A 26096-nucleotide genomic window follows, 5' to 3' on the forward strand; every position below is an offset into this window, starting at 1 on the left:
TGATGGTTGAACGATTATGGCGGAGCGTTAAATATGAAGAGTTGTATCTGGCAGTTAATGATATTGATCACACGAAGACAAAAGCAGCTTCCCCGCAAACAAATGGTATATGTGAGCGTTTCCATAAGACGATTTTGCAGGAGTTCTATCAAATTACGTTTAGGAAGAAGCTTTATAGCTCATTGGAAGAATTACAAGTTGATCTAGACGATTGGCTGAAATTCTATAATACTGAACGGACTCATCAAGGAAAAATGTGCTGTGGTCGTACACCACTTGAAACTTTACTTGATGGAAAACGGATTTGGGCTGAGAAAAATTTAGCTCAAATTTAACCTGACAGGCACAATAAAAAATGGGTAACTGTCAGATCAGGTTTGAGCTAGTACATTTGAACAACTAAAAGCGTATTTATAAGTGATATTCCGCTCTAGTTAAGCCACCTTGTTTTGTTGGGGTAGCTGATCATAGTAAAACTCATTTGGTGTCATTTTGTCTAGACTCGAATGAGGTCGTTTCAAATTATAAAACTCAAAATATGCACTTAATTGCTTTTTCGCATCTGTGACACTGCTATAAGCTTTGAGATACACCTCTTCATATTTAACGCTCCGCCATAATCGTTCAACCATCACATTATCTACCCATCGACCTTTACCATCCATACTGATTTGAATGCCATTTGATTTCAATACATCAATAAATGCATCACTGGTAAACTGGCTGCCTTGGTCTGTATTAAATATTTCAGGTCGACCATATTTTTCAATCGCTTCATTTAAAGCCGAAATACAAAAATCCACCTCCATACTAATCGATACCCTATGCGCAAGTACCTTGCGGCTATGCCAATCAATCACAGCACATAAATAAACAAAGCCTTTTGCCATAGGGATATACGTTATATCCGTAGACCACACTTGATTACTGCGCTGAATAGCCAACCCTTTGAGCAGATATGGATATTTACGGTGAGCTTGATTAGCCTGGCTTAAATTTGGTTTGCAATATAACGCCTGAATACCCATTTTCTTCATTAAAGTACGTGTATGACGTCGTCCTATATGATGTCCTTGACGATTCAACAAATCACGCATCATACGACTGCCTGCAAAAGGATATTGCATATGTAATTCATCAATACATCGCATCAGCTTCAGATCTGATGCACTCACAGGTTTTGGGCGATAGTAATAACAACCACGGGAGACTTTCAGCAGCTTAGCTTGCTTAGATACTGAAATCTGAAGTGAGTCGTCGATTAACTTTTGTGGTTGAAGCGGCCCAGTTTCTTCAACACACCTTCTAAAAAATCAATTTCTAATGCCTGCTCACCGATTTTTGCATGTAGTTTTTTTAGATCGATGGGTGGTTCTGTTGGAGCTTTTGATTGATCGAAAGCTTGCGAGGAAGCTGAGATCAATTGATTTTTCCAGTCAATAATTTGGTTTTGATGAACATCAAACTCAGCACTCAATTCAGCAAGTGTTTTTTCTGCTTTAATCGCAGCAAGTGCTACCTTAGCTTTAAAATCATTTGAATGATTTCTTCTTGGTCTACGTGCCATAAAATACTCCATATATTGATGTTTATAACATCATTTGAGGAGCAGAATATCACTTATAGGAGTTGTTCAAATTTACGGATCCATCTCTGTTAGATCGATGGGTGGTTCTGTTGGAGCTTTTGATTGATCGAAAGCTTGCGAGGAAGCTGAGATCAATTGATTTTTCCAGTCAATAATTTGGTTTTGATGAACATCAAACTCAGCACTCAATTCAGCAAGTGTTTTTTCTGCTTTAATCGCAGCAAGTGCTACCTTAGCTTTAAAATCATTTGAATGATTTCTTCTTGGTCTACGTGCCATAAAATACTCCATATATTGATGTTTATAACATCATTTGAGGAGCAGAATATCACTTATAGGAGTTGTTCAAATTTACGGATCCATCTCTCGGTTTCGTGAGAATGATCGCCGTGTTGTTCTACTTGTCCAGTTAAATCAATTTTTTGCTGACTATACTGTGTACCAAACACCCCTTCCCAACCCGCAATAGGTTGATGAACCAACTCTAATCGAGCATCGTAGCCTTTACTTCTAAAGTTACTGATGACTTTATTTTCTTCTAATTCATCATGCTCATAATCGGTAAAGCTAGCATGCGCACGAAGTTTCTCAAAGCCTGCAAAGGGCTGATCAAGTTCAGTACGCAAATCATAACGGTGTGATTCCAAATCAATCCACGGGCCACCATGTGTATGTTCGTGTTCGTCATGTGGATCTGGTTGTGGTGCAGGGTCATGACTTCCGCAATGCAATTTATTTCCATGTGGATGGCAATCATGATACTCATGACTATGCCCTGGCAAACCATATTTGTCCTGACGGTTACTGTACGACAACCCCACAAAACCACGGTCATGAATCCATGATCCACCAATATTCACCGTTTGCCCTTCAGCAAAGGTATTGTCTACACGACGTGCTTTATCAAAATGTGTGCCTTCATCATCATGATCATGACCTGGATCATTATGTCCGTGATCATGGTCGTCATGTCCTGCTTCATCATTATGATGTTCTACCCAATAGTTTGAGGTAATGTAATCATTAGCCTTACGCTTAGAACCTTCTATACGCAGCGCAAACTGATCACCAATTGCTGCGGTCACACCCGCGCTCGCTAGCTTTTCATCGCTACACGTGTTGTAACGTAAACCTACCTGCCCTTCTAAACCATTATTTGGCATTTGAGTTGGGATTTTTTGATCGGTCACATTGACTAAACCACCAACCGTTCCCGCACCATAAAGTAATGTTGATGGGCCACGAATAATTTCAACTTGCTTGGCTAAAATTGGATCGACAGTGATGGCATGGTCAGGTGACAGTGTAGAAACATCGGCAGTTTCTGAAGCATGTTGCRGCACTTTAACTCGTGGGCCATCTTGTCCACGAATTACTGGACGGCTAGAGCCTGAGCCATATTGATTGGAATATACACCTAGCTCATCTGCCATCGCATCACCAATGGTGGTACTGCGCTCTGCCAACGTTTTCTGATCAATCACATGATCTGCCACTGCAAAGTCTGCAGCAGTTTGCACCAAAGGGTGTGCTTGTAACTGAATGGTTTCCAATTGTGTACTACTGCTTTCAGTATTGGCGAATGCTGCAGGTGCCAGCACTGAAAAAATGGAAAGTGTTATTAAATTTTTATGGAACGACATGACCCATGCTCAAATTAGCAAAAATAATTAATGTTATAATATAACATTTCATTAACATTGCAATAAAAAACATTGTTATTCTGTATTCTCAATTAAGCTATTCACCACAATTTATTTTGATTTTTTATATTCTTTACTTTGAATTGGTATGCCCTTTACGCTCTCACATGCGGTACTTGCCCCACCACTCGCCAAGCTTTCAGGACAACGTCTGCCCATCGCTGCACTCGCTATAGGTACGATGTTGCCAGATTTACACCGTCTGTTTACTTTGCGTCATGATCCCACTCCACATTTATGGTCAGCATTGCTGTATCCAAATTTATTATTGGGTCTTGTCTTTTGTGCGCTGTGGTATTTACTCTATCGCCCTGCATTGTATCGCTTTGTGGGCGTGCATCACCCGTTAAATCTAAACACGATAAAATCTGTACTTGGGTTTGTATGTGGCTTGATTCTGGCCTTACTGATTGGCAATGCCACCCATTTAATTTGGGATGGTTTAACCCATCACGACTTTCGTAGTTTTGCCTTTCAGGATTTTTTAGCGCAATCGGTACAATTAGGCACAGGTATTTATCCGATGCATCGCATACTGCAAATTGGTAGTTCTATTTTAGCCCTACCTTTTTTATTGTGGATGAGCCTGCATTATTATAAGAAGCATCAGCAAATCAAGCCTGTAAGCATCAAAGTTCGAGGCTATGCAGTTGGTCTTATTACACTATCTGTCGCTTTAGGCTGCTTCTCACATTGGGATTATGCACGGCATATTCCCGATGCACTTTGGCAGGAAGAACTGTATTACTTTACAGGGCGTGCCATCAATGAGTTTAGCCAAGGGGCATTACTCATGTTTAGTTTAGGTTGTCTGTTATTTTTGTTTTTGGATCGGCAAAGACAGATGAAATAAAGCCAATGCTCATCACTTCATCCTGAATCTTGCTGCATTATCCTGTTTCAAACACATTCCTTGTAAAAACCCACTGTTTTTGCAGCAGGTTCTTGTCGCCACATGCCCAAAGAGGCATAATCCTACCTTTGCTAAAGGCGGTGCGCTGTTTACGTATTCGCTTCCTTAACCCATATAGTTGGATTTTTAACGCTATGATGCGAACTCATTATTGCGGTTCTTTAACCGAAGCTCAAATTGATCAAACTGTTACCCTGTGTGGCTGGGTACACCGTCGTCGTGACCACGGTGGTGTAATCTTCCTAGATATGCGTGACCGTGATGGTCTTGTGCAAGTCGTGATTGACCCAGACACTCCAGAAGCATTTGCAACTGCAGACAAAGCACGTTCAGAATTTGTATTAAAAATTACAGGTCGTGTACGTCGTCGCTATGCAGGCACAGAAAATGCCAATATGGTCAGTGGACAAATTGAAGTTTTAGGCAAGGAAATTGAAGTTCTTGCAGCATCTGAAACGCCTCCGTTCCCATTGAACGACGAAAATACCAACATTTCAGAAGAAATTCGTTTGAAATACCGTTTCTTGGACATCCGCCGTCCAGAAATGTTAGATCGCTTACGTTTCCGTTCTAAAGTCACCAACCTGATTCGTAACTATTTAGACGATCATGGTTTCTTGGATGTTGAAACACCAATTTTAACACGTGCAACGCCTGAAGGTGCGCGTGACTATTTAGTACCAAGCCGTGTATCTAACGGTAGCTTCTATGCCCTGCCACAATCTCCACAATTATTTAAACAATTGTTGATGGTGGGCGGTATTGACCGTTACTACCAAATCGCTAAATGTTTCCGTGATGAAGATTTACGCGCAGACCGTCAGCCAGAATTTACTCAAATCGACATTGAAACATCGTTCATGAGTGACGATGACATTATGGATTTGATGGAAGGCATGACCGTGAAGATGTTCGATGAACTTCTAGGCGTGAAATTCGACAAATTCCAACGTATGCCATATTCGGAAGCGATGCGTGATTATGCGTCTGATAAGCCAGACCTGCGTATTCCACTGAAATTAGTAGACGTTGCAGACTTGATGCAAGACGTTGAGTTCAAAGTATTTGCTGGCCCAGCGAAAGATCCGAAAGGTCGTATTGTTGCGCTTCGTGTTCCAGGCGCGGGTTCATTGCCACGTAGTGCAATTGATGAATACACTAAATTTGTAGGCATCTATGGTGCGAAAGGTTTGGCTTACATTAAAGTCAATGAACTTGAAAAAGGTATTGAAGGCTTACAATCTCCAATCGTGAAATTTATTGAGCCAATCGTGCTTGATCTATTAAAACGTGTAGGCGCTGAAAATGGTGACATCGTATTCTTTGGTGCAGATAAAGCCAAAGTGGTAAACGATGCGATGGGTGCACTTCGTGTGAAAATTGGTCACGATTTGAACCTTGCAACTTGCGAATGGGCACCGCTTTGGGTCGTTGATTTCCCAATGTTTGAAGAAACAGATGATGGTAAATGGACTTCTGTGCATCACCCATTCACCTTGCCAAAATCAAGCGTTGAAGATGTGAAGAGCAATCCAGGTGAAGCTTTATCTGTTGCGTACGACATGGTGTTGAACGGTACTGAAATTGGTGGTGGTTCACTGCGTATTTATACCTTAGAAATGCAAAAAGCGATTTTTGAAGCTTTAGGCATTGAAGAAGAAGAAGCCGAAGAGAAGTTCAGCTTCTTACTCAATGCGTTACGTTATGGTGCGCCTCCGCATGGTGGTTTAGCATTTGGTTTAGACCGTTTAGTGATGTTAATGACAGGTGCATCGTCTATTCGTGATGTGATTGCCTTCCCGAAAACTAAGACAGCTGAATGTCCATTGACTCAAGCACCTGCACCAGTTGAAGCCACTCAATTACGTGATTTGGGTATTCGCTTACGTGAAAAACCAAAAGCAGAATCTCAAGAATAATTTTTGAAACTGTAAGAAAAACCCTGCAAATGCAGGGTTTTTTTATGAATTGAGATAAAGCTAAGCTAGTGGCATAATAGCGCTTCGTTTTGAATTTTTAGTTGAGCGTTACTATGGCTATGCGTCCTGCAGTTCGTAATCGTGGCATTATGCTAATTGTATTTGCTGTCGCTCAATGGTTATTCATGCGTTACATTTTGGCCAATAACCTATTTGCCTTAGACACCAATGACCGTATTTTGTACTTTAGCTTAAGTTCTATTGGCGGTGCATTTGTGATTTTTGTGGGGCTGATTTATATGGTGTTGGCCGGGAATGCGGAGAAATAACTATTACTATAATCAGATAACTTGATTATAGGTTTATAAATATAAGTAAATAACCTAAAAGAGGTTTAGGCTATTTACCAATCTAAATAATAGACTTCTTGCGTTAGTCAAATTTTATGCTGCTAAAAGCTATATTTTATGAGGTTTTAGCCAATTCAAAAATTAGATAAAACCATACTTTCGCAAGAGGCCTAATGCACGATGTTTATTATTTAAGCGGGTTTTCTCTTATTTCCAAATACTCTTTACCTAGTTCTTTCGCTCCAAAATAGGATAAATGATTATTATCTTTATCACGATATAATGGAATATTATTTAAACTAGTATTACAAGAAATTTGATCACACAATAATGTATTAAGATTAACAATTTCTAGCTTTGGAAATTTAATCTTTAGACGATCAATAATTTCTAAATATTGTCTATCACGCAACTTTATATCATCAACAGAAATTACACAGTTTCTAGTTAAATCAAGTGATTTAACCCTCACATCACAATTAGCTTTAACTTTATTTAACTCAGGCACATCCAATATTAAGATAACTCTATCACTTGCTTTAGAAATATTATCAAGAGCACGTACCATTCCATCTTCAAATACTTGATTATTAGCTCTACCCGTACCATCAATCAGCTTAACTTTATCCGTTAAATAAGTTGAAAAATATCCAGAAACTATAGCTATGGAATAATAATTATCTTGTAATAGTAAAGTTAAACTATCATTTCTCGTCTTAAATTGAGACTGAAGTACATATTCATGATCTGCTTTTCTTTCAAATAATTCCACAGAAGGTAGATACAGTGTCGTGCTTTGAGTTGGATCATAGCCTCTTAAATTTAAGTCCTTGGCCCAAAAATCTACAGCACCTACCAAACTATTCGCATGTGAATCGCCAAGCAATATAAAGTCAATCTTTTCCCTATTTCCATTACCTAAAACACATAATGATGAATCAGGTAAAATTGCTTTATTTTTTGGAAAATCATGACAATCTTTTCTAACTACATGTGCAGCTGACTGCAATGCCGCGACTTGAGTGTTTACATGTTCATTAAATCTTTGAGGAAAACCAGAAGTATATTTAACAATCCCTGCTATAGCAGAAAGCCCTACGCTCGGTAATAAAAAACCTATTAAAATAACTCTTTTATTAGACCATACCATCCAACTCTTTGCTGGAAGTTCAATATACCTATAGGTAAGATAAGCTAAACATATTGTCGCAACCAAAATTAAAATCTGAATGATTGGATCTTTTTCTATCAAATAAATATTACAAAAAACAATGAGAGGCCAATGCCACAAATACATAGGATAAGAAATCTTTCCAAGCCAAATAGAATAGGAATTCCCCATGATAAAACTTTTTTTATCCGCGATCTGACTTAAATAGATAATAAGTGCTGTAGCCAGACAAGGAACCAAGGCATTCAAACCAGGAAATTTGGTCTGCTGATTAAACAGCATCGCTGTTGCAAATAAGCATAAAACACCTGAGTAAATACCAATTTGTATAAATATTTCTTTTAATTTTATCTTCGGCAAAAAGCAAATCAAAGCACCTAAAAACATTTCACAGGCACGAACTGGCATTTTATAGTAGGCTTTACCGGCATTTTTCAATATTTGTTGCTCTGCATAAAATACAGACAGCATAATTAAACTTATAACAATCCATATCAGCCATTTTCCATTTATTTTTTTTATCAAGAACAATAAAAGTAAAGGCCAAAATAAATAAAACTGCTCCTCAATCCCTAATGACCATAAGTGAAGTAAAGGCACCTCCTCAACACTTGTTGAGAAATATCCGCCAACCTCTTTACGCATGTATACATTTGCCATTAAGAAAGTTGAATAAAGTACACTCTCAAAATACGAAATCAACTCATGTGGAAGCATAAGTAAAGAACTGATAATAGAAACTGCCACAAGCATAGTAAAAAATGCTGGTGCAAGTCGTATTACTCTTTTTTTGTAAAAATGGCCTAGACTAAAACGATTTTCACGCATTTCTTTATACATGATAGAAGTAATCAAATATCCAGAAATAACAAAAAAAATGTCTACTCCAATAAATCCCCCTTGAAACAAGCTGATATTAAGATGATTAAAAATTACAAAGAGGACTGCTATTGCCCTTAAGCCATCAACATCAGCATTATACCTTATACTCATATACAACTAGCCAATCAAAAATTTTTGCTTATTCTATTCGCTTGGTTACTATTTACAACAATAATTTTACCAGTGACAAATAACCTGACCTGATTAATATGCAGATAAAGTACTATTTAATCTACGATTTTTAGAATAGACTTAAAAGTAATATTTTAAAGTGTAATTTACAAAAATAATCTTGCTGATATACTAATGACAACAACCTACTATTGCTAAAAAAAATGTCAAAAATCTTGTTTATTATCGACCACTTAGGCCGTGGAGGTGCAGAAAGGATTACACTGCAACTTGCTGAATACCTGGCAAAACAAGATCATATTATTTATTTAGCTGTCCTGAATGGACAACGTAATCACTATCATTGTTCTCCCCTTGTCCACTATATGGATCTGCAAATAGCTGAATCCTTTGCTTACGGTAAAATGTGGAAAAATAAAATCTTGACATTAGCAGAACAAGACAAAATTTCTCTGTTACTAAATCACAATTTTGATCTAATTGTGACAGGTTATAATAATGGTCATTGGTTATCTCCCTATTTGAAAGGAAATGTATGGCACTGGATCCATGGCGACCTTTTAGAAGTTCGTAAATTTAATAACCGTTTGAAGCAACTGAAAGAACACTTACGTTTTTTCAAAAATAAAAGGAAATTTTCTAAATTATTCCACAATCGAAATTTAATCACTGTTAACCGTGATCTAGAAAATAAAGCTAGAGCATACTCCAATCCAAATTCCATTAAAACGATTGCGAATGGTGTAAATATTCCATCCAAATACCTCAATCGATATCCAATAACAGAAAAAAAGTGGGATGTCGTTTTTGTTGGAAGATTAGTCCCTATTAAACAAGTAGAACATGCGATCACAGCTTTTTCTATGTCTAATACAAATGGCAAAATGGCAATTGTTGGTGATGGCACAGAAAGACAAAAACTAGAAGAGTTGACCAAAGAATTAAAAATAGCCGATCGAGTTGATTTTTTAGGTTGGGTGGAAGAACCTTATACCGTAATGCTTCAAAGTAAGTGTTTAATGATGTCCTCATTATATGAAGGTAGCCCAGTTATATTAGCTGAATCAATCTTATTAGATGTACCAGTGGTTACCTATAACTCCTCACATGGTATTGAAGATTTGTTTTGTGCAAATATCATAAAAGATATTTTAGTAAGTAAACAAAATATTCAAGATTTAGCATTCTCTTTAAGTAAATGCATACAAAAACCTTATGTTTACCCAAAAATATGTAAAAATAAAGTTTCTATAAAAAATATGGCTGATCAATTTATATCGTTGATCTAATATAGTTCATTTTATTTATTATTTTCATTATATAATATTTTATAGGATTTCTTTTTTTAAACCTCTCTCTTAAGATAGTTCTATTTAATCTATAATTTACATAAGAATAATATGGCTCGTGCTTAAATTTTTCAAGTACCTTCTGCATTTCTATAGCCATTCGCAAACTATTTTTTGAAAAATTTGTATTATGAACCCTATATTTTGCAAGTTTTTCAGGAATATAAGCTAACTTATATTTCTTTTGAAGTAATCTCAATAGCAAATCCCAATCTTCAATTTTTATATTTGGATCAAACCCATCAATATCTTTTAGAACTGACAACAAATACATTTGAGTTAGTGCAGGTAAGTCATGTTTAGATTTAATGACATCCTCAAAAGTATATTCTGTAATTTGAGAGACTCTTTCACCAACAACCTCACCTTGATCATTAATAAGAAAAATCCCTCCAAATACACCTGTTATATCAGCATGATTTTCTAAGTATTTAACCTGTATAAAGGTTTTTTGAGGCAACATAAGGTCATCAGATGCAATAAAACTGACATATTTACCATGACAATGCGTTAATGCTTCATTTAAAGTTGCACACACACCCTTATTCGGACGCGTAGTAAAATAAACACTCTCAAACCGTTTTTGACATATTGGTAACATAGCTTTAATTTTAGCAACAGAAAGGTCTATTGAGCCATCATCAATAATGATGAGTTCAATACGCTCGTACGTTTGATCAATGACGCTCTGGATAGTGTCTTCAATAAAACACTCATGATTATAGCAAGGGATTACAATTGAAACTAAAGGTTGCATTAAACACCACCTTTGAGTGTAAATGCATTGCACAATTCAATCACTTTCAATGTATCTTCCAGCTTTTGCGTTGGACAAATTGGCAGACTAAGTACTTCATCATGTATCTGTTCAGAAATTGGATAATTCAAATTATTCCATTCCTTATATGCTTGTTGCTTATGTGGTGGAATTGGATAATGGATTAATGTTTGAACACCATGGTTTAATAGATACTGTTGTAAAGCTTCACGCTGATTGGTGCGAATTACAAATAAATGCCAAACATGCTGCTCATAAGATTCAGCATTAATTCCATTCAATGGGAGTTGAATTAAAGGATTTTTGATTCCATTCAAATATAAACTCGCAATATAACGTCTATGCTGAATTTCTTCATCTAAGTATTTGAGCTTAACATCTAGCATCGCCGCTTGAATTTCATCTAAACGGCTATTTACGCCTGGTACTAAATTTTTATACTTTTCATGCGAGCCATAGTTACGCAATGCTTTTAACATGGTCGCTAATTCTGCATCATTCGTTGTAACTGCACCTGCATCACCCAATGCACCTAAATTTTTTCCAGGATAAAAACTAAAACCTGAAGCATCGCCCCAGTTTCCTGCTTTTTTACCTTGTATTTGTGCCCCGTGACTTTGTGCGGAGTCTTCTAAAACCAATAAATTGTGTTGTTTGGCAATTTGCATAATTTCTGGTATTTCTGCCAATTGACCATACAAATGAACAGGTAAAATCACTTTGGTTTTAGCCGTTATTGCTTCTTTTATTTTTATAGGATCAATATTGTAGGTAGAAATATTTGGCTCAACTAAAACTGGCGTCAAGTTATTTGCTGTAATGGCAAGAATGCTAGCAATATACGTATTAGATGGAACAATAACCTCATCTCCATCTTTAAGTTTGCCTAGCTCTTTCCATGCACGTAGTGTCAGAATCAATGCATCTAAGCCGTTTGAAACACCAATTGCAAACTGTGTACCACAATATTCAGCAAAGTTCTTTTCAAAACTTTCTAACTCTTTACCATCAATATACCAACCTGAATCAATCACTCGCGTACAAGCCGTAACCAACTCTTCACGATACTGCTGATTGATATTTTTTAAATCAAGGAAAGGGATCATTCTATATAACCTTTAATAAATGCTGGATTACCAATGACTATTGCATTTTCTGGCACATCTTTAGTCACAACAGCACCAGCACCTACTAATGCATTTTTACCAATTTTTATTCCAGGCAATATAGTCGCATTTGCACCGATACTTGCACCTTCCGCAATTACTGTTTTAGCGAAAGAGTCAGGATATTGTTTCGATCTTGGTTTTTTGTCATTGGTAAAAGCCACACATGGCCCAATAAAGACATTATCTTCTAAGGTGATTCCATCCCATACATAGACACCTGATTTTATGGTGACATTGTTGCCAATGATGACATCATTTTCAATGAGGGTATGCGCACAAATATTACAATTCTCACCAATCATTGCATTCTGTAAAACGACACTAAATTGCCAAATTTTGGTTTTCTGACCAATTTTTTGGGATTTCACATCTGCCAAAGGATGAATAAACGGCTTATGTACTTCTTTTAAAAATTCTTGATAATCACGAATAATCAGATTCATCATAATGTTCGCTTGCCAGCACCAGCAATACACAATCTTCTGAAAAATCATGCATTTCTCGCCAAGTTAGAGCCTCAATATACAGGCCTTGCGTTGGTGAGCTAAGAATCACTTCTTCTCTAACATGACCATTATCTAAAATAAAACGACAACTTCCTTTGACGCACACCGCGACTTGCTTTAAATCGATATGTGCATGAAAGCCACGAGACTGATTGGTTGTATTAAAAATATAATACAAACGCTTAATCTCAAAAGGAATGGATTGATTAGACTCTATTGCAACCAATCCCCCTCGCTGATCTCCCAAACTCGGCAAATCAATTAGTTTTATTAAACTCATATTAATTCATTCACCAATGAAATTAGATATTGACCATAGTCATTTTTACTCATGCTTTGACCAATTTTTAAAACCTGTTCTTTACTCAGCCAGCCATTATTCAGCGCGATTTCTTCTAAACACGCGACTTTATAGCCTTGACGTTTTTCAATAGTCTCTACAAACTGCGCTGCCTCAAGTAAGCTCGCATGTGTCCCTGTATCCAACCATGCAAAACCACGTCCAAGTAACTCTACATTTAAATCACCACGTTCTAAATACATCTGATTGACTGTGGTAATTTCTAATTCTCCACGCTCAGAAGGCTTCACTTGTTTCGCAATTTCAATTACATCATTGTCATAAAAATACAAACCGGTGACTGCAAAGTGAGATTTAGGTTGTTTTGGCTTTTCTTCTAAAGAAATTGCGCGTTTCTGCTCATCAAATTCAACCACACCAAAACGCTCAGGGTCTTTCACCTGATAACCAAATACCGTTGCACCTTTTTGACGAGCGACGGCTTGACGGAGCATTGGGGTAAAACCTTGACCATAAAAAATATTGTCGCCAAGCACTAAGCAAACATTACTATCCCCAATAAAGCTTTCACCAATAATAAAAGCCTGTGCCAAGCCGTCTGGGCTAGGTTGGACGGCATATTCAAGCTGAATTCCAAATTGAGTGCCATCCCCCAATAAACGCTTAAATCCATCAATGTCTTCAGGAGTACTAATAATGAGTACTTCACGAATACCCGCAAGCATCAGCACTGAAAGCGGGTAATACACCATTGGCTTGTCATAAATAGGCAATAATTGCTTAGATACACCCTTAGTAATGGGATATAAACGTGTACCTGAACCGCCTGCTAAAATAATACCTTTTGTTGTATTTGACATTATGAATTTACACCTAATCTTTCGCGTTGGTAACTGCCATCTTGCACTCGATGACACCAATCTAAATTATTTAAATACCATTGCACCGTTTTACGGATTCCCGTTTCAAATGTTTCCGTAGGTGTCCAACCTAATTCATTTTGAATTTTTGTGGCATCAATTGCATAGCGCAAGTCATGCCCAGGGCGGTCTTTTACAAACGTAATCAATGACTCATACGCTTGACCGTTGGCTTGTGGTTTTAGCTCATCCAAAATTTTACAAATGGTTTTGACCACTTCAATATTCTGCTTTTCATTATGACCACCAATATTATAGGTTTCACCCACCACACCATCGGTCACCACTTTATATAAAGCACGCGCATGATCTTCTACAAATAACCAATCGCGAATTTGCTGACCATTCCCATATACTGGTAAAGGTTTAGCATCCAGTGCATTTAGAATCACCAAGGGAATTAACTTTTCAGGGAAGTGATATGGACCGTAATTATTTGAGCAGTTGGTGACTATAACAGGCAAACCATAAGTTCTGTACCAAGCACGGACTAAATGATCTGAACTGGCTTTAGAGGCAGAATAGGGAGAGCTTGGCGCGTATGAAGTTGTTTCAGTAAATAAATCTGTCGTGCCTTCTAAATCACCATAAACCTCATCAGTTGAAATATGATGAAAACGAAAATTTTGTTGAGCTTCGGCGTCAAGCCCCATCCAATACTTTCGAGCGGCTTCTAATAAAGTATAAGTTCCCACAATATTGGTTTGAATAAATGCTGCTGGGCCATCAATTGAGCGGTCTACATGCGACTCTGCAGCCAAATGCATAATTGCATTAGGTTGAAATGCATCTATTGCAGCTGTAATTTGTTCTGTATCACAAATATCGATTTGTTTGAACTCATAGTTCGGATATTGATCGATTTCTTTTAACGATTCTAAATTACCTGCATAAGTCAACTTATCGATATTTAGAACGTGGTTGTTGGTATTTTGAATAATATGGCGGATGACAGCTGAGCCAATAAATCCTGCACCGCCTGTAACTAAAATTTTCATAGCCAACCCAAATAAACCATAATGACATTATTAAATATATGTAGAATCAAGAAAAGTGATCAGCTTATCCGCGACTTTGCAAAATTGATATTCATTTTTAGCATCTTGGTGTCCAAGATGTGCAATTCTACTAATTTGCTCAGGGGATTCAATCAAAATAATTAGATTATTAACTAGATCTTGAACATCTCCGCATTTTGTCATCAAACCATTTTCACCTTGCCGAATAATTTGTTGGACACTAATATGATCACTCGCAACAACAGGTTTCCCCCAAGCAAAAGCATCTAATATAGCCAAGGGTTGGGTATCATTCATTGTAGGAACGAGTGCAATATCAATATCTTTATAAAACTTTCTTTTTTGTTCCCCACTAATCCAGCCTAAAAACTCTACTTCACCTTCCAAATTCAAATCTTTAACTTGCTGAAATAAAAACTCTTTCTGTTCACCATCCCCTGCAATCAACAACTTGACCATGTATCCTTTTTGCTTTAATTGCTCCACCGCAGAAATTGCTATGTGTGTACCCTTATATTCAACCAAGCGCGTCATAATCCCTAAGACCACAGGTTCCCCAAGTTTTTTAGCAAAAGAAGGTTCATCATCTGGCAAATGTATTAAATTTGGAATAACCGCTTGTGGTTTTTGACTCAAATCCACACCCTTCTTTTTAGCGACCTCAGCAACACACTGCGCCACATAAGGAGTAATATGAATAAATCCATCTGCACGCAATGTTCTTTTCACGTTATGACTATGATTCATCGCAATAACAGGGCATTTAATTTGTGAAAAAAACATCGCATTTTTAAATAAGTAAACAGCGCGTCCACTATGGGCGATTACAACATCAGGTCGATAAGAGCGTAACCATAAAGCTAGTTTTACTGCTGCGATCAAATCATAAAACCCAGAACTGTTGAGTAAAAACTTTGGATAATTTTCAGATTTTAACTTTTTATTTTCATCACCATACACCAAAATACCTTCATGCCCCTGACTTGCTAATGCATCAAAAGTGTTCAGCATTGCTTGCCAACGCCCACCTGAAGCATCCCCATAAACTGTGTGAACTATTTTTAATTTTTTCAAGAAAAGCCTTTTTAAAATTGCGCTAACTACTGATTAGAAAACATTTTATTATTAATCACCTAAATAGGCCACCACCTAATCTAAAATAACATACTGAATCTTGCCTTACTATAAGGTTGCTCTGACAACAGAATAGATTTTTGCTAATATACAGAGTTGATATATCAAACTTTTAAATCTTATGAAAAGCAAACCTAGCCTTGCTGTTCTCCTTATTCATGACCAACGTGCTGGGCATTTAAACCCTAGCTTAGGAGTTTACGACAATCTAGAAACCGCTTATTCAACCGCTTTATATAAAACAGTTACACCCACCTTAAAAAAGTGGCAAATCAGCCTCTTAAAAAAAATTAGTTGGTATCCGCGTTTATTCGATTTATTTACTGCTTTATTTTTTAAAAAAAATTATTTAAATCAAAATATTAACTGCATTATTTGCTCTGGAATGCCCAACTTAATCTATGGCATTTTTGTAAGCCGTAGTTTAAAAGTTCCTCTATTTTATGCAGGTGACTTACGTAAGGTAAACAGCAAACTAGTCAGCTGCACAATTACTGCACTCCCACAAAACACGCTATCAGACCAAGTTGTACTAACAACACCACCTGTTAAAAAAGAGTTTTTTAACATGCAACATGATCAACTCGATCAAACAACGGCTTTACTCGTTTTAGGAGGGGCTACAGATGAACATCCTTTTACTTATAGAGATTTTGAAAAAATCATAAGTAACTTCATTCTATTTTGTAGAAACAATCAACTTAAAGGCTTAATTACCAACTCACGTCGCACACCAAATCTAAGTGCATTTTTGAATAAAACTGATATTCCAAAAAATATCCAATTACATTTTATTCATACTGAAAAAGCTTTGTCACTAATTCAACTAATTCAACAAGCTACTTATATTTTCGTCACAGAAGACAGTACTTCCATGCTTGCCGAAACTATCCAAAGTGGACGTTTTGTCAGCTCAATATATTGCCCCAAGTCTATTTTAGAACCTTTAAATGAGAAATATCTTCAAGCTCAACTCATGCAGAGACAAATGCTCGAAGATATTTTTCAGTATCCAAATGTCAGAAATACCCAAGATTTAAACTCATCAAGCCCAATTACCCAAGCTTTTAAACGTAATTTAGGATATTAAAATGATTTCAGTCATCCTCACTCATTACAATAAAGGCCAATTACTGAATAGAACCATTGAATCACTACAACCTCAAGATGAAAATTTGCACGAAATTATTGTGGTAGATGACTGCTCTACAGACCCAGAATGGTCTAAAAACAGTAAATATCTAATAGAAACTTACCCAAAAATCAAAATCATTCAAAATGCAGACAATAAAGGCCCAGCTGTTCGTTTAAATCAAGGTGCATTTTCTGCAACTGGCGATTATCTATTTTTCATGGATGCTGATGATATTTTAGCACCTAATCGTCTCAATATGTTTTTAGCAGAAATGCAAAAGCAAAATGCCGATTTATGTTATGCAGAAAAGGTGAAAATTCACGATCTAAATGAAATTCAGAGGCATACTCTTGCAACATGGCAATCTAGCACAACACCTTTAAATTATGTACTTGAAAATAATATTATGCAGATGTGCGTTATGTGTACACGTGAATTATTTCAAAAGTCTAAAGGTTGCAATGAAAATATATTTATTCAAGATGAATCATTAGCTTTGAACTTATCCAAATATTCAAAAAAAATAATCTCTAGTGACTTACATAGTGTTTTTGTTATTTTAGATGAGACTGAAACAAAATCTATTCGTGGGGAAAACCGCCTATCCCGCCATCTAGAACAACAACACCATGATATGTTCTTCACAATTGATGATTTTATCCGAGACTATCCAGATATTGCTGAACAAAATAAAAAACTACTGATCAAAAAAGCAATTTCAACCTATTGGAAAAGTATACGCCACACACCCCAGCGAAAATTTTCAGACTTCGTCATTTACTTAACAAGTCATCTTCATCCAATTCAAACATGGAACAAACATCGGATGAAGCTTACAACTTACTTCAATCAATTAGATCATGTAAGGAAAATTAATAGCAGAGAAAGCTATTAAGCCCGCTTCCCCAATTTCATTCGTAATTTAAAAGCAAATAATGAATCTTTTCCGCTGACTTTAATCCTCTGTAACTGCATAAAATCAGGCATTTTTCCATCTATACCTTCTTGTGTTGTTACTGCATTACTATATCCTGCCTGCTCTGCTAAACGCACATCGCGCTCAGAATAAATGCCGAAAGGATAGGCAAAACTATTTACAGATTGTTGTGTTAAATGCCCTAGCTGAATTTTCGAATCAACCAACTCATGTAAACATTCTTCATCATTCAGCTTATCCAAATTGGCATGTGTTAGCGTATGAGAACCTATTTCTACCAAACCAGAATTTGCTAAAAACCAGACTTGCTCATCATTCAGCTTTGGTTCACGCGCCAACTCACCACTGTTATGGTGCGCTTTTTTATAGGTTGACCAATCTCGATCATGTCGGTCTACCACTACATAAATCGTCGCTTTACTTTGATATTTTTCTAAAATGGGAAAAGCATTTTCCAAGTTATCTAAATAGCCATCATCAAAGGTAATCGCAACTGTTTTTGCAGGATGTTCTCCCCAATTATCCTGCAGTTCCTGCATAGTTACAAAATTAAAACCCTCTGCTTTAAGCCATGCTATTTGCTTTTCAAACTCAATAGGCTTAACCCGTAATTTATTAAACTTGGCACCATTAATATGCTCACGCACCATGTGATACATTAATATACGTGGTCTATTCCAATCTACTGCTGGCTTCCACCATGCGTACTTATAACTGAATGCGGACAACAAGATAAATAAAACAATCAGAATATAAATCACGGTTAAATCACAGCTACTTGATTAAAAGATATGTTGCCACACGCTCCGCTTCTTTAAAAGCAGTCGTAGAATATAATTCAGCAATTTGTCTGGCATTCGATACAAGTTTTTGATCAAGTAAATGCTGTACCGAACGCGTAATCCGATCCTCTTTCACACGATCTATCTGAATAAGCCCTACTTTACAACCTGCGGTGAGTGCCTCGTATATCATAGATACGCTATCTTCAGTCACCCATACCGCTTCTGCTTTTTGCATTTCTTCAAAAATCCAGCCCTGCGGCGTTTCTTCAACTGGGAAAATTTGCAATTGTGAAGCAAAACTTTGCTGAGCCAATGTCGCTAAAAAATCAGCAGGTGTACGCCTAGAACTCGTCAAAATAATGTCACACTGCATATTCTGTTGCACAATCTGCTCAATCGCAGACAACACCTTATCTGCATTCCAAACATGCCGTTTAGATGAACCACCTAATGCAATCAAAATACGGTTTGCTATGTGTCGCTGCTCATTTTCAATTGGATTCAGCGCACCTTGTGTAACAATCACATTTGCCTGCTCTGGTACACCATCATGTTCAGGAATAACCACATAATCAAACCAAGACAATGGAAAATTTGGTTTCATTAAAATGACTGTTTTCGTAGATGGAAAAACTTTACCCATCAAAAAAACACGTAATTGTGTATGACTGCCTACCCCAACAATATAATCTGGTGTCTGCGATACTGCTGCAAGTTTTTGTTTCTTATATGCGGCCAACAAACTCAACAATGGTAAATGATCAATCGAAATTTCTTCAAAAGTGAGCTCAATATGTGTTTGCTTTTGCATTGCCTTAAAAAGACCTAATGCCTGAGAGCGATGACCAGCCTTGCCATCACTCACATATACAATATGCATATTCACCCACCAGATCTAAAGCAAGAATCGCATTATTTTACTCGATCAAAGCATTTAAAGTAAGCAAAGCTACATATCCTCAATGACTCGAAATATAAACTTCACCAAACCGTCATCGAGCTTGAATAAATTTTCATCACATTAAACACGTATAAATAATAAGAAATTTGATTGAATATGAAAATCGCAATTGCAGGTACAGGTTACGTCGGTTTATCTAATGCTATGATTTTTGCCCAACATCATCAAGTCGTAGCTTATGATCTTCAAGCAGAAAAAATTAAATTACTCAATCAACGCATCTCGCCCATTCGCGACCAAGAAATTTCTGAATTTTTAACAAAATCAGAATTAAATTTTCAAGCCACCCATTGCAAAATCGATGCCTATCAACATGCAGATTTTGTGATTATTGCCACCCCTACCGATTATGACCCAGAAACCAATTACTTCAATACACAAAGCGTTGAAGCAGTCATTCAAGATGTATTGTCTATTAACCCCTTAGCAACCATGGTGATTAAATCCACTGTACCTGTAGGTTTTACCCAACACATCAAACAAAAATATCATACCGAAAATATTATTTTTTCACCTGAATTTTTGCGCGAAGGTAAAGCGCTACATGACAACCTTTATCCTTCGCGGATTATTGTGGGTGAAAAATCAGAACGTGCCAAACTTTTTGCGAATATGCTGTTAGAAGGCTCAATCATAAAAGACTGTCCAGTGCTGTTTACCGAAGCTACCGAAGCCGAAGCGATTAAGCTATTCGCCAATACTTTTCTGGCGATGCGTGTCGCTTATTTCAATGAGTTAGATACCTATGCTCAAATCTACAACCTAGACACACGTCAAATTATTGATGGTGTCTGTTTAGACTCACGTATTGGTCAGTTTTACAATAACCCATCCTTCGGTTATGGCGGATATTGCTTACCCAAAGACACCAAACAATTACTGGCAAACTATGCTCAAGTTCCAAGCAACTTGATTAAAGCCGTGGTAGATGCCAATCAAACCCGTCAAGAATTTATTGCAGAATCCATTCGCAAACAGCAACCCAAAGTGGTTGGGATTTATCGCCTGACCATGAAAAGTGGTTCAGATAATTTTCGTGCCTCTGCTATACAAGGCGTGATGCAATATCTGAAAGCCTATGGCATAAAAGTGATTATTTATGAACCCGAAATAGATCAGAAAAAGTTTTTAAACTCCAAAGTGATTCACGATTTAGCCGAGTTTAAACAACGTGCCGATTTAATTGTTTGTAACCGTAAATGCTCACTGCTACATGATGTGCAAAACAAGGTTTATACGCGTGATGTATTTGGGATGGATGATTAGAATGGCAATTATTACACTTTTCTAAAATCTTATTTCAGGACGGGACAGAATGAGTTTTAAAAAAGCCGAGATCAACTCAGCATCTTTTTTGCTTATACCATTGCATGAACAATAGGCGCATGAATCACTTGCAATGGTTGATTCTTTATTTTTTCCCGAGCCTGCCACATATCATACTTAGCTTGCATCTGTAACCACAGATCAGCACGGCCACCACGCTCAATGCCCAACCATGCTTCAATACGTAACGCCATCTCAGGTGATATAGCCGCTTTCTCATTGAGTACACGCGATAATGCCGCACGAGATACACCAAGCTGTTTAGCCGCTTCAGTTACAGTTAAAGCCAGTGATGGTAAAATATCCTCTCGCAAAATTTCCGCTGGATGTGGCGGGTTAAAMATTTKTGACATAGCACACCTCTCTTAATGATAATCCTGATAATCAACTAAAATGGCATCTTCATTTTCAAACTTAAATGTTAAACGCCAGTTTCCATTCACTGATATAGAATAATGCTTCTCGACATCTTGGTTTTTAGGGTTTCTACCTGTTAGTGGGTGTAAACCCCAGCCCAGAACATCCATATCAGAGGGTGATGTAGAGGTATCTAACACCAACAATTGGCGGCGTAGTTTTTTAGCATGTGCTGGCTGTATACCTGCAGTTGAACCTGTTTCAAAAAACTTTTTCAATCCTTTATGCCGAAACGACTTAATCATGCCAATCACTCTGTCAGAATGTTTTTTATTGTATAGCGAAACGCCTCACTTATCAACAAGTCTTGGCTTATGTTGTTGTTATACAATATCGTATTCATCAATAAGAGTTTTTAAAAGCATGGTCAAGCCAAAAGTGATTTAGACAAAATCAAATTTTTTGTCCATAGAAAAGCACGTTTATATGGTCAAAATGAATATTTATATAAAAATGGGAAGCAATGCTCCCCATTTTTGTGCAAGGCACGTAACATCCTTCACTTCACTCATAAAAAAACCCTTATATACAATAAGGGTTTTTTAAAGATTAAACTAAAACTTAGTTTTTCTCTTTGTCTACGATTTTGTTTGCTTGGATCCAAGGCACGAAAGAAAAGTAAAGCACTGCTTTACTTTTCTTAAGGCGCGTAACTTAGTTTTTCTCTTTGTCTACAATCTTGTTCGCTTGAATCCAAGGCATGAGCAAGTTCAGAACACTGTTCTGAGCGAAGCGCAAGGCACGGAACATCCTTTACTTCACCCATAAAAAACCCTTATATAGAATAAGGGTTTTTTAAAGATTAAACTAAAACTTAGTTTTTCTCTTTGTCTACGATTTTGTTCGCTTGAATCCAAGGCATCATCGCACGAAGTTTATTACCCGTTACCTCGATACCATGCGCCGCATTTTGACGACGACGAGCTGTCATTGATGGGTAGTTCAACGCACCTTCTTGGATGAACATCTTCGCATATTCACCAGATTGAATACGTTTAAGTGCATTACGCATTGCTTCACGTGATTGTTCATTAATTACTTCAGTACCTGTTACATACTCGCCATATTCAGCATTGTTAGATACTGAATAGTTCATGTCAGCGATACCGCCTTCGAACATCAAATCAACGATCAATTTAAGCTCGTGTAAGCATTCGAAGTAAGCCATTTCTGGTGCATAACCCGCTTCAACAAGAGTTTCGAAGCCCATTTTAACCAATTCAACAGCACCGCCACACAGAACTGCTTGCTCACCAAAAAGGTCTGTTTCTGTTTCTTCACGGAAAGAAGTTTCGATGATACCTGTACGACCACCACCCACACCTGAAGCGTAAGAAAGCGCAACGTTACGTGCATTACCAGAAGCATCTTGATGAATCGCGATAAGATCAGGAACACCTGAACCACGTTGGAATTCAGAACGTACAGTGTGACCAGGTGCTTTAGGTGCAACCATGATGACGTCTAAGTCCGCACGTGGGACAACTTGGTTATAAAGTACAGAGAAACCGTGAGCAAATGCTAAAGTTGCGCCTTGCTTGATGTTTGGCTCAATCACGTCACGATAAAGTTGTGATTGGAACTCATCTGGAGTCAAAATCATAACTAAGTCAGCTTGAGCAACAGCAGCAGGAACTTCAGAAACTTTAAGACCCGACTTTTCAGCTTTTTTCCATGAAGCAGAACCAGCACGTAAACCTACAGTGACGTCTACACCAGAATCTTTCAGGTTAAGCGCGTGCGCGTGACCTTGTGAACCGTAACCAATGATCGCTACTTTCTTAGATTGAATGATAGATAAGTCGCAGTCTTTATCGTAAAAAATTTGCATTGCTGTCTCCGCTAAAATGCTTTGGATTCCTATCTTACTCAAGTACTTGTCTATTCAGTACTAAAGTAAGCGTTCCATCCTTAGGGATGGAATGAATTCGATGAATAAAATTAACTATAAAATTAGTTAAATGGTTAAAACTTTTTCGCCACGTGCGATTCCCGACACACCTGAACGCACAACTTCTAAAATAGTGTTTTCTGCAATCGCATCAATAAAACCATCTAATTTTTCAGTTGTACCCGCAAGCTGCACGGTATAAGTCGTTGGTGTGACATCAACAATTTGTCCACGGAAGATGTCAGCAGTGCGTTTAATTTCAGCACGTGCAGCACCCGATGCTTTAACTTTAATTAGCATCAATTCGCGTTCAATATGTGGACCTTCTGACAAGTCGACGACTTTAACCACTTCAACCAATTTATTCAGTTGTTTGGTGATTTGCTCAATTTTATGATCATCACCATAAGTCGTAAGCGTTAAGCGTGAAAGTGTTGGGTCTTCGGTTGGTGCAACATTTAAAGTCTCAATGTTATAACCACGTTGAGAGAATAAACCCACTAAACGAGAAAGCGCACCTGATTCGTTTTCAACGAGAACGGAAATAATGTGTCTCATTCTGTACGCTCCCCTTTACCTAACCACATATCTTTCATGGATTGACCTGCAATTTGCATCGGATAAACGTGCTCTGTACGGTCAACCATGACATTAATGAATACGCATTTGTCATTAATTGCCATCGCTTCTGCAAGCTTAGATTCAAGCTCATCGGCATGGTTAATTTGAATACCCACATGACCATAAGCTTCCATCAATTTAGGGAAGTCAGGCAATGAGTCAACATAAGAACTAGAGTGGCGACCTTCATAGTTCATATCTTGCCATTGTTTAACCATACCTAAAGCTTGGTTATTCAAGCATAAGATTTTTACATTTAAACCATATTGCTTACAGGTAGAAAGCTCTTGGATACACATCTGAATAGATGCTTCACCTGTAATACATACAACCTGTTGATCTGGATATGCCAGTTTAGCCGCCATTGCATACGGTAAACCTACACCCATCGTTCCTAAACCGCCAGAGTTCAACCATTGGCGTGGACGCTTGTACTTATAGTAGTTCGCGCCAAACATTTGGTGCTGACCAACGTCAGATGTAATAATTGCATCACCATTGGTCACTTTATCTAAAGCTTCAACCACTTGTTGCGGCTTCATCGTGCCATCGGTTGGTTTGTCGTATTTCAAACCATGAACCTTACGCCATTCATTGATCTGACTCCACCATGCACCAATCGCTTCAGGGTTTGGCTTAGACACATTTAATTGCTTCAATTGAACCAACATTTCCTGAAGTACAGGTTCAACTGCACCTACAATTGGAATGTGCGCCATGATGGTTTTTGAAATGGTCGCTGGGTCAATGTCAATATGAATGACTTTGGCATTTGGACAGAATTTTGCTGGATTATTGGTTACACGGTCATCAAAACGCGCACCAATACACAAAATCACATCAGCATTGTGCATGGTCATGTTAGCTTCATACGTGCCATGCATCCCCAACATACCAATAAATTGTGGATCATTACCCGGGAACGCACCCAAGCCCATCAATGTATTGGTTACAGGAAAGCCCAAGATGTGCGCAAGTTCAGTCAATTGCTCAGATGCATTGCCTTGAACCACGCCACCGCCTGAATAAATCACAGGACGTTTGGCATTTAATAATTCATCAATCGCTTTACGAATTTGACCTGAGTGACCACGATGCGGCGGTTGATACGAACGCATCTTCACTTTTTCTGGGTATTCGTACGCAAATTTTTCCGTTGGATTGGTTGCATCCTTAGGAATATCAACCACCACAGGACCTGGACGGCCTGAAGATGCAATATAGAATGCCTTCTTAATAATCGAAGGAATTTCGCTGGCATGGCGCACTTGGAAACTATGTTTTACGATTGGACGTGAAATACCCACCATATCGGTTTCTTGGAAGGCATCTTCACCAATCAAGTGACTCGCAACCTGACCAGACAAAATCACCATTGGGATTGAGTCCATATAAGCCGTTGCAATTGGAGTTACCGTGTTGGTTGCACCTGGACCTGAAGTTACAAGCACCACACCGGTTTTACCTGTTACACGCGAGTAGGCATCTGCCATATGACCAGCAGCTTGCTCATGACGCACAAGGTAATGATTAATTTTGTCTTGTTGAAAGAACGCATCGTAAATATGAAGTACTGCGCCGCCTGGGTATCCAAAAACATGTTCAACGCCTTCGTCCGCCAATGCGCGAACGAGCATTTCACCACCAGATAAAAGTTCCAACGTGATTCACCCTAGTCTTGTCACTGCAAAATGGGAGACACCTGCAATGTTTTGTTCATTAATTCCTGCACTGTTATAGCACACATATTTCATAGTTTTCATGGCAATAGGAAAAATTTCTGATCTGATTACCGTATAAGCAATATGAGATCTAAAACGTGTTGGGTTAAACACATTTTATAAGCTTTGTTCAGCTTCTCGGCTAGAGAAGTTGCCCATTGCATGACATGACACTTATTCGAAGGGTGATCGATCTAAGGCACATAAAACTAAAGTGTGCATTTTTGTAGTTTACCTGACTAAAGTCAAGTTTAAAAATCGGCTTTTTCTGCTTTATTGATAAACTGGGTATTTTTTAAGCTTTGTGTCATCCATCACAATTTAATCCAAAGTCTAATATTTCCATATAAAACAAATAACTTCAGATATTTGATGAATTTTTTATAATTTTTTCATATTACATTCATAAAAATAAAGAATGAGTTAAAAAAATATATAAAGCGCTTGGTTATGATTAACCAACGTAAT

General features: G+C 37.6%; 22 protein-coding genes and 3 pseudogenes. 8 read left to right on the top strand and 17 right to left on the bottom strand.

Annotation, left to right across the window (positions count from 1 at the left end; all coding sequences use genetic code 11):
* The coding region (locus BJN41_RS01950; RefSeq protein ID WP_074964438.1) for an integrase core domain-containing protein at positions 1 to 335 on the top strand (335 nt) is incomplete at its 5' end.
* A 99-nt stretch (positions 336 to 434) separates the two neighbouring features.
* On the opposite strand, the gene BJN41_RS15095 is transcribed toward BJN41_RS01950, so the two are convergent.
* From BJN41_RS15095 to BJN41_RS01970, 3 genes and pseudogenes are all read right to left on the bottom strand, one after another.
* A protein-coding gene (locus BJN41_RS15095) for an IS3-like element ISAba14 family transposase (protein ID WP_223155595.1) occupies positions 435 to 1567 on the bottom strand; the annotation gives its coding sequence in 2 pieces (ribosomal slippage) (positions 435 to 1315 and positions 1315 to 1567; 1134 coding nt in all).
* 81 nt (positions 1568 to 1648) lie between these two features.
* Positions 1649 to 1879: pseudogene (locus BJN41_RS15670) on the bottom strand (transposase); the annotation flags it as partial.
* Positions 1880 to 1953: 74 nt separating this feature from the next.
* Positions 1954 to 3231, bottom strand: a pseudogene (locus BJN41_RS01970) (TonB-dependent receptor plug domain-containing protein); the annotation flags it as partial.
* A 148-nt stretch (positions 3232 to 3379) separates the two neighbouring features.
* Here BJN41_RS01970 and BJN41_RS01975 point away from each other — a divergent pair.
* From BJN41_RS01975 to BJN41_RS01985, 3 genes are all read left to right on the top strand, one after another.
* Positions 3380 to 4144: a DUF4184 family protein gene (locus BJN41_RS01975; RefSeq protein ID WP_019836462.1), complete on the top strand. Its 765-nt coding sequence runs from the start codon at positions 3380 to 3382 to the stop codon at positions 4142 to 4144.
* Between the two features lie 194 nt (positions 4145 to 4338).
* Entirely contained in the window at positions 4339 to 6123 is a 1785-nt protein-coding gene (gene aspS, locus BJN41_RS01980) for an aspartate--tRNA ligase (RefSeq protein ID WP_026438023.1), read from the top strand.
* Positions 6124 to 6236: 113 nt separating this feature from the next.
* Positions 6237 to 6452: a hypothetical protein gene (locus tag BJN41_RS01985; RefSeq protein WP_019836460.1), complete on the top strand. Its 216-nt coding sequence runs from the start codon at positions 6237 to 6239 to the stop codon at positions 6450 to 6452.
* Between the two features lie 208 nt (positions 6453 to 6660).
* Here the strand turns inward: BJN41_RS01985 and BJN41_RS01990 are convergent, their stop codons facing one another.
* A complete protein-coding gene (locus BJN41_RS01990; RefSeq protein ID WP_070152724.1) occupies positions 6661 to 8637 on the bottom strand; it encodes an acyltransferase family protein in 1977 nt (658 codons plus the stop codon).
* 224 nt (positions 8638 to 8861) lie between these two features.
* Between BJN41_RS01990 and BJN41_RS01995 the strand changes: the two genes are divergently transcribed.
* Positions 8862 to 9947, top strand: coding sequence for a glycosyltransferase (locus BJN41_RS01995; RefSeq protein ID WP_070152727.1), 1086 nt, complete (start codon positions 8862 to 8864; stop codon positions 9945 to 9947).
* On the opposite strand, the gene BJN41_RS02000 is transcribed toward BJN41_RS01995, so the two are convergent.
* The 6 genes and pseudogenes from BJN41_RS02000 to BJN41_RS02030 form a co-directional block, all read right to left on the bottom strand.
* Entirely contained in the window at positions 9931 to 10764 is an 834-nt protein-coding gene (locus BJN41_RS02000; RefSeq protein WP_070152731.1) for a glycosyltransferase family 2 protein, read from the bottom strand. The genes BJN41_RS01995 and BJN41_RS02000 overlap by 17 nt on opposite strands.
* Positions 10764 to 11891 carry a DegT/DnrJ/EryC1/StrS family aminotransferase gene (locus BJN41_RS02005; RefSeq protein ID WP_070152733.1) on the bottom strand — a complete coding sequence of 376 codons (1128 nt, stop codon included), beginning with the start codon at positions 11889 to 11891 and terminating at the stop codon, positions 10764 to 10766. Before BJN41_RS02005 ends, BJN41_RS02000 begins: the two co-directional genes overlap by 1 nt.
* Positions 11888 to 12740 (bottom strand): annotated as a pseudogene (locus BJN41_RS16010) (WxcM-like domain-containing protein). The gene BJN41_RS02005 and the pseudogene BJN41_RS16010 overlap by 4 nt, the downstream one beginning before the upstream one ends.
* Positions 12737 to 13621 (bottom strand): glucose-1-phosphate thymidylyltransferase RfbA, encoded by an 885-nt coding sequence (gene rfbA / locus BJN41_RS02020; RefSeq protein ID WP_070152738.1) that lies wholly within the window; start codon positions 13619 to 13621, stop codon positions 12737 to 12739. The pseudogene BJN41_RS16010 and the gene rfbA overlap by 4 nt, the downstream one beginning before the upstream one ends.
* On the bottom strand, positions 13621 to 14679 hold the full coding sequence (rfbB, locus tag BJN41_RS02025; RefSeq protein ID WP_070152741.1) for a dTDP-glucose 4,6-dehydratase: 1059 nt from the start codon (positions 14677 to 14679) through the stop codon (positions 13621 to 13623). The genes rfbA and rfbB overlap by 1 nt, the downstream gene beginning before the upstream one ends.
* Positions 14680 to 14709: 30 nt before the next feature.
* Positions 14710 to 15774, bottom strand: a complete 1065-nt coding sequence (locus BJN41_RS02030) for a glycosyltransferase family 4 protein (protein ID WP_070152744.1) — start codon at positions 15772 to 15774, stop codon at positions 14710 to 14712.
* A 181-nt stretch (positions 15775 to 15955) separates the two neighbouring features.
* On the opposite strand from BJN41_RS02030, the gene BJN41_RS02035 reads away from it, so the two are divergent.
* Together BJN41_RS02035 and BJN41_RS02040 are read left to right on the top strand one after the other, a co-directional pair.
* Positions 15956 to 16924, top strand: coding sequence for an ELM1/GtrOC1 family putative glycosyltransferase (locus tag BJN41_RS02035; RefSeq protein WP_070152747.1), 969 nt, complete (start codon positions 15956 to 15958; stop codon positions 16922 to 16924).
* A gap of 1 nt (position 16925) precedes the next feature.
* Positions 16926 to 17864 carry a glycosyltransferase family 2 protein gene (locus tag BJN41_RS02040; RefSeq protein ID WP_070152750.1) on the top strand — a complete coding sequence of 313 codons (939 nt, stop codon included), beginning with the start codon at positions 16926 to 16928 and terminating at the stop codon, positions 17862 to 17864.
* On the opposite strand, the gene BJN41_RS02045 is transcribed toward BJN41_RS02040, so the two are convergent.
* On the bottom strand, positions 17861 to 18667 hold the full coding sequence (locus BJN41_RS02045) for a polysaccharide deacetylase family protein (protein ID WP_070152753.1): 807 nt from the start codon (positions 18665 to 18667) through the stop codon (positions 17861 to 17863). The genes BJN41_RS02040 and BJN41_RS02045 overlap by 4 nt on opposite strands.
* A gap of 13 nt (positions 18668 to 18680) precedes the next feature.
* Positions 18681 to 19571: a mitochondrial fission ELM1 family protein gene (locus tag BJN41_RS02050; RefSeq protein ID WP_070152756.1), complete on the bottom strand. Its 891-nt coding sequence runs from the start codon at positions 19569 to 19571 to the stop codon at positions 18681 to 18683.
* A gap of 177 nt (positions 19572 to 19748) precedes the next feature.
* Here BJN41_RS02050 and BJN41_RS02055 point away from each other — a divergent pair, with 177 nt between their 5' ends.
* The gene (locus BJN41_RS02055) at positions 19749 to 20918 is read left to right on the top strand and encodes a nucleotide sugar dehydrogenase (protein ID WP_070152759.1); all 1170 of its coding nucleotides are present in this window, start codon (positions 19749 to 19751) and stop codon (positions 20916 to 20918) included.
* A 92-nt stretch (positions 20919 to 21010) separates the two neighbouring features.
* Here the strand turns inward: BJN41_RS02055 and BJN41_RS02060 are convergent, their stop codons facing one another.
* The 5 genes from BJN41_RS02060 to BJN41_RS02080 form a co-directional block, all read right to left on the bottom strand.
* Positions 21011 to 21331, bottom strand: a complete 321-nt coding sequence (locus BJN41_RS02060) for a HigA family addiction module antitoxin (protein WP_070152762.1) — start codon at positions 21329 to 21331, stop codon at positions 21011 to 21013.
* Positions 21332 to 21343: 12 nt separating this feature from the next.
* Positions 21344 to 21640 (bottom strand): type II toxin-antitoxin system RelE/ParE family toxin, encoded by a 297-nt coding sequence (locus BJN41_RS02065; RefSeq protein WP_070152902.1) that lies wholly within the window; start codon positions 21638 to 21640, stop codon positions 21344 to 21346.
* 569 nt (positions 21641 to 22209) lie between these two features.
* Positions 22210 to 23226: a ketol-acid reductoisomerase gene (gene ilvC, locus BJN41_RS02070; protein WP_070152765.1), complete on the bottom strand. Its 1017-nt coding sequence runs from the start codon at positions 23224 to 23226 to the stop codon at positions 22210 to 22212.
* Between the two features lie 126 nt (positions 23227 to 23352).
* On the bottom strand, positions 23353 to 23844 hold the full coding sequence (ilvN, locus tag BJN41_RS02075; RefSeq protein ID WP_004974986.1) for an acetolactate synthase small subunit: 492 nt from the start codon (positions 23842 to 23844) through the stop codon (positions 23353 to 23355).
* On the bottom strand, positions 23841 to 25568 hold the full coding sequence (locus tag BJN41_RS02080) for an acetolactate synthase 3 large subunit (protein WP_070152768.1): 1728 nt from the start codon (positions 25566 to 25568) through the stop codon (positions 23841 to 23843). Before BJN41_RS02080 ends, ilvN begins: the two co-directional genes overlap by 4 nt.
* Positions 25569 to 26096: the final 528 nt, after the last annotated feature.

Origin of the sequence: Acinetobacter towneri (genome assembly GCF_001758345.1) — a bacterium.
GTDB classification, from domain to species: domain Bacteria; phylum Pseudomonadota; class Gammaproteobacteria; order Pseudomonadales; family Moraxellaceae; genus Acinetobacter; species Acinetobacter towneri_A.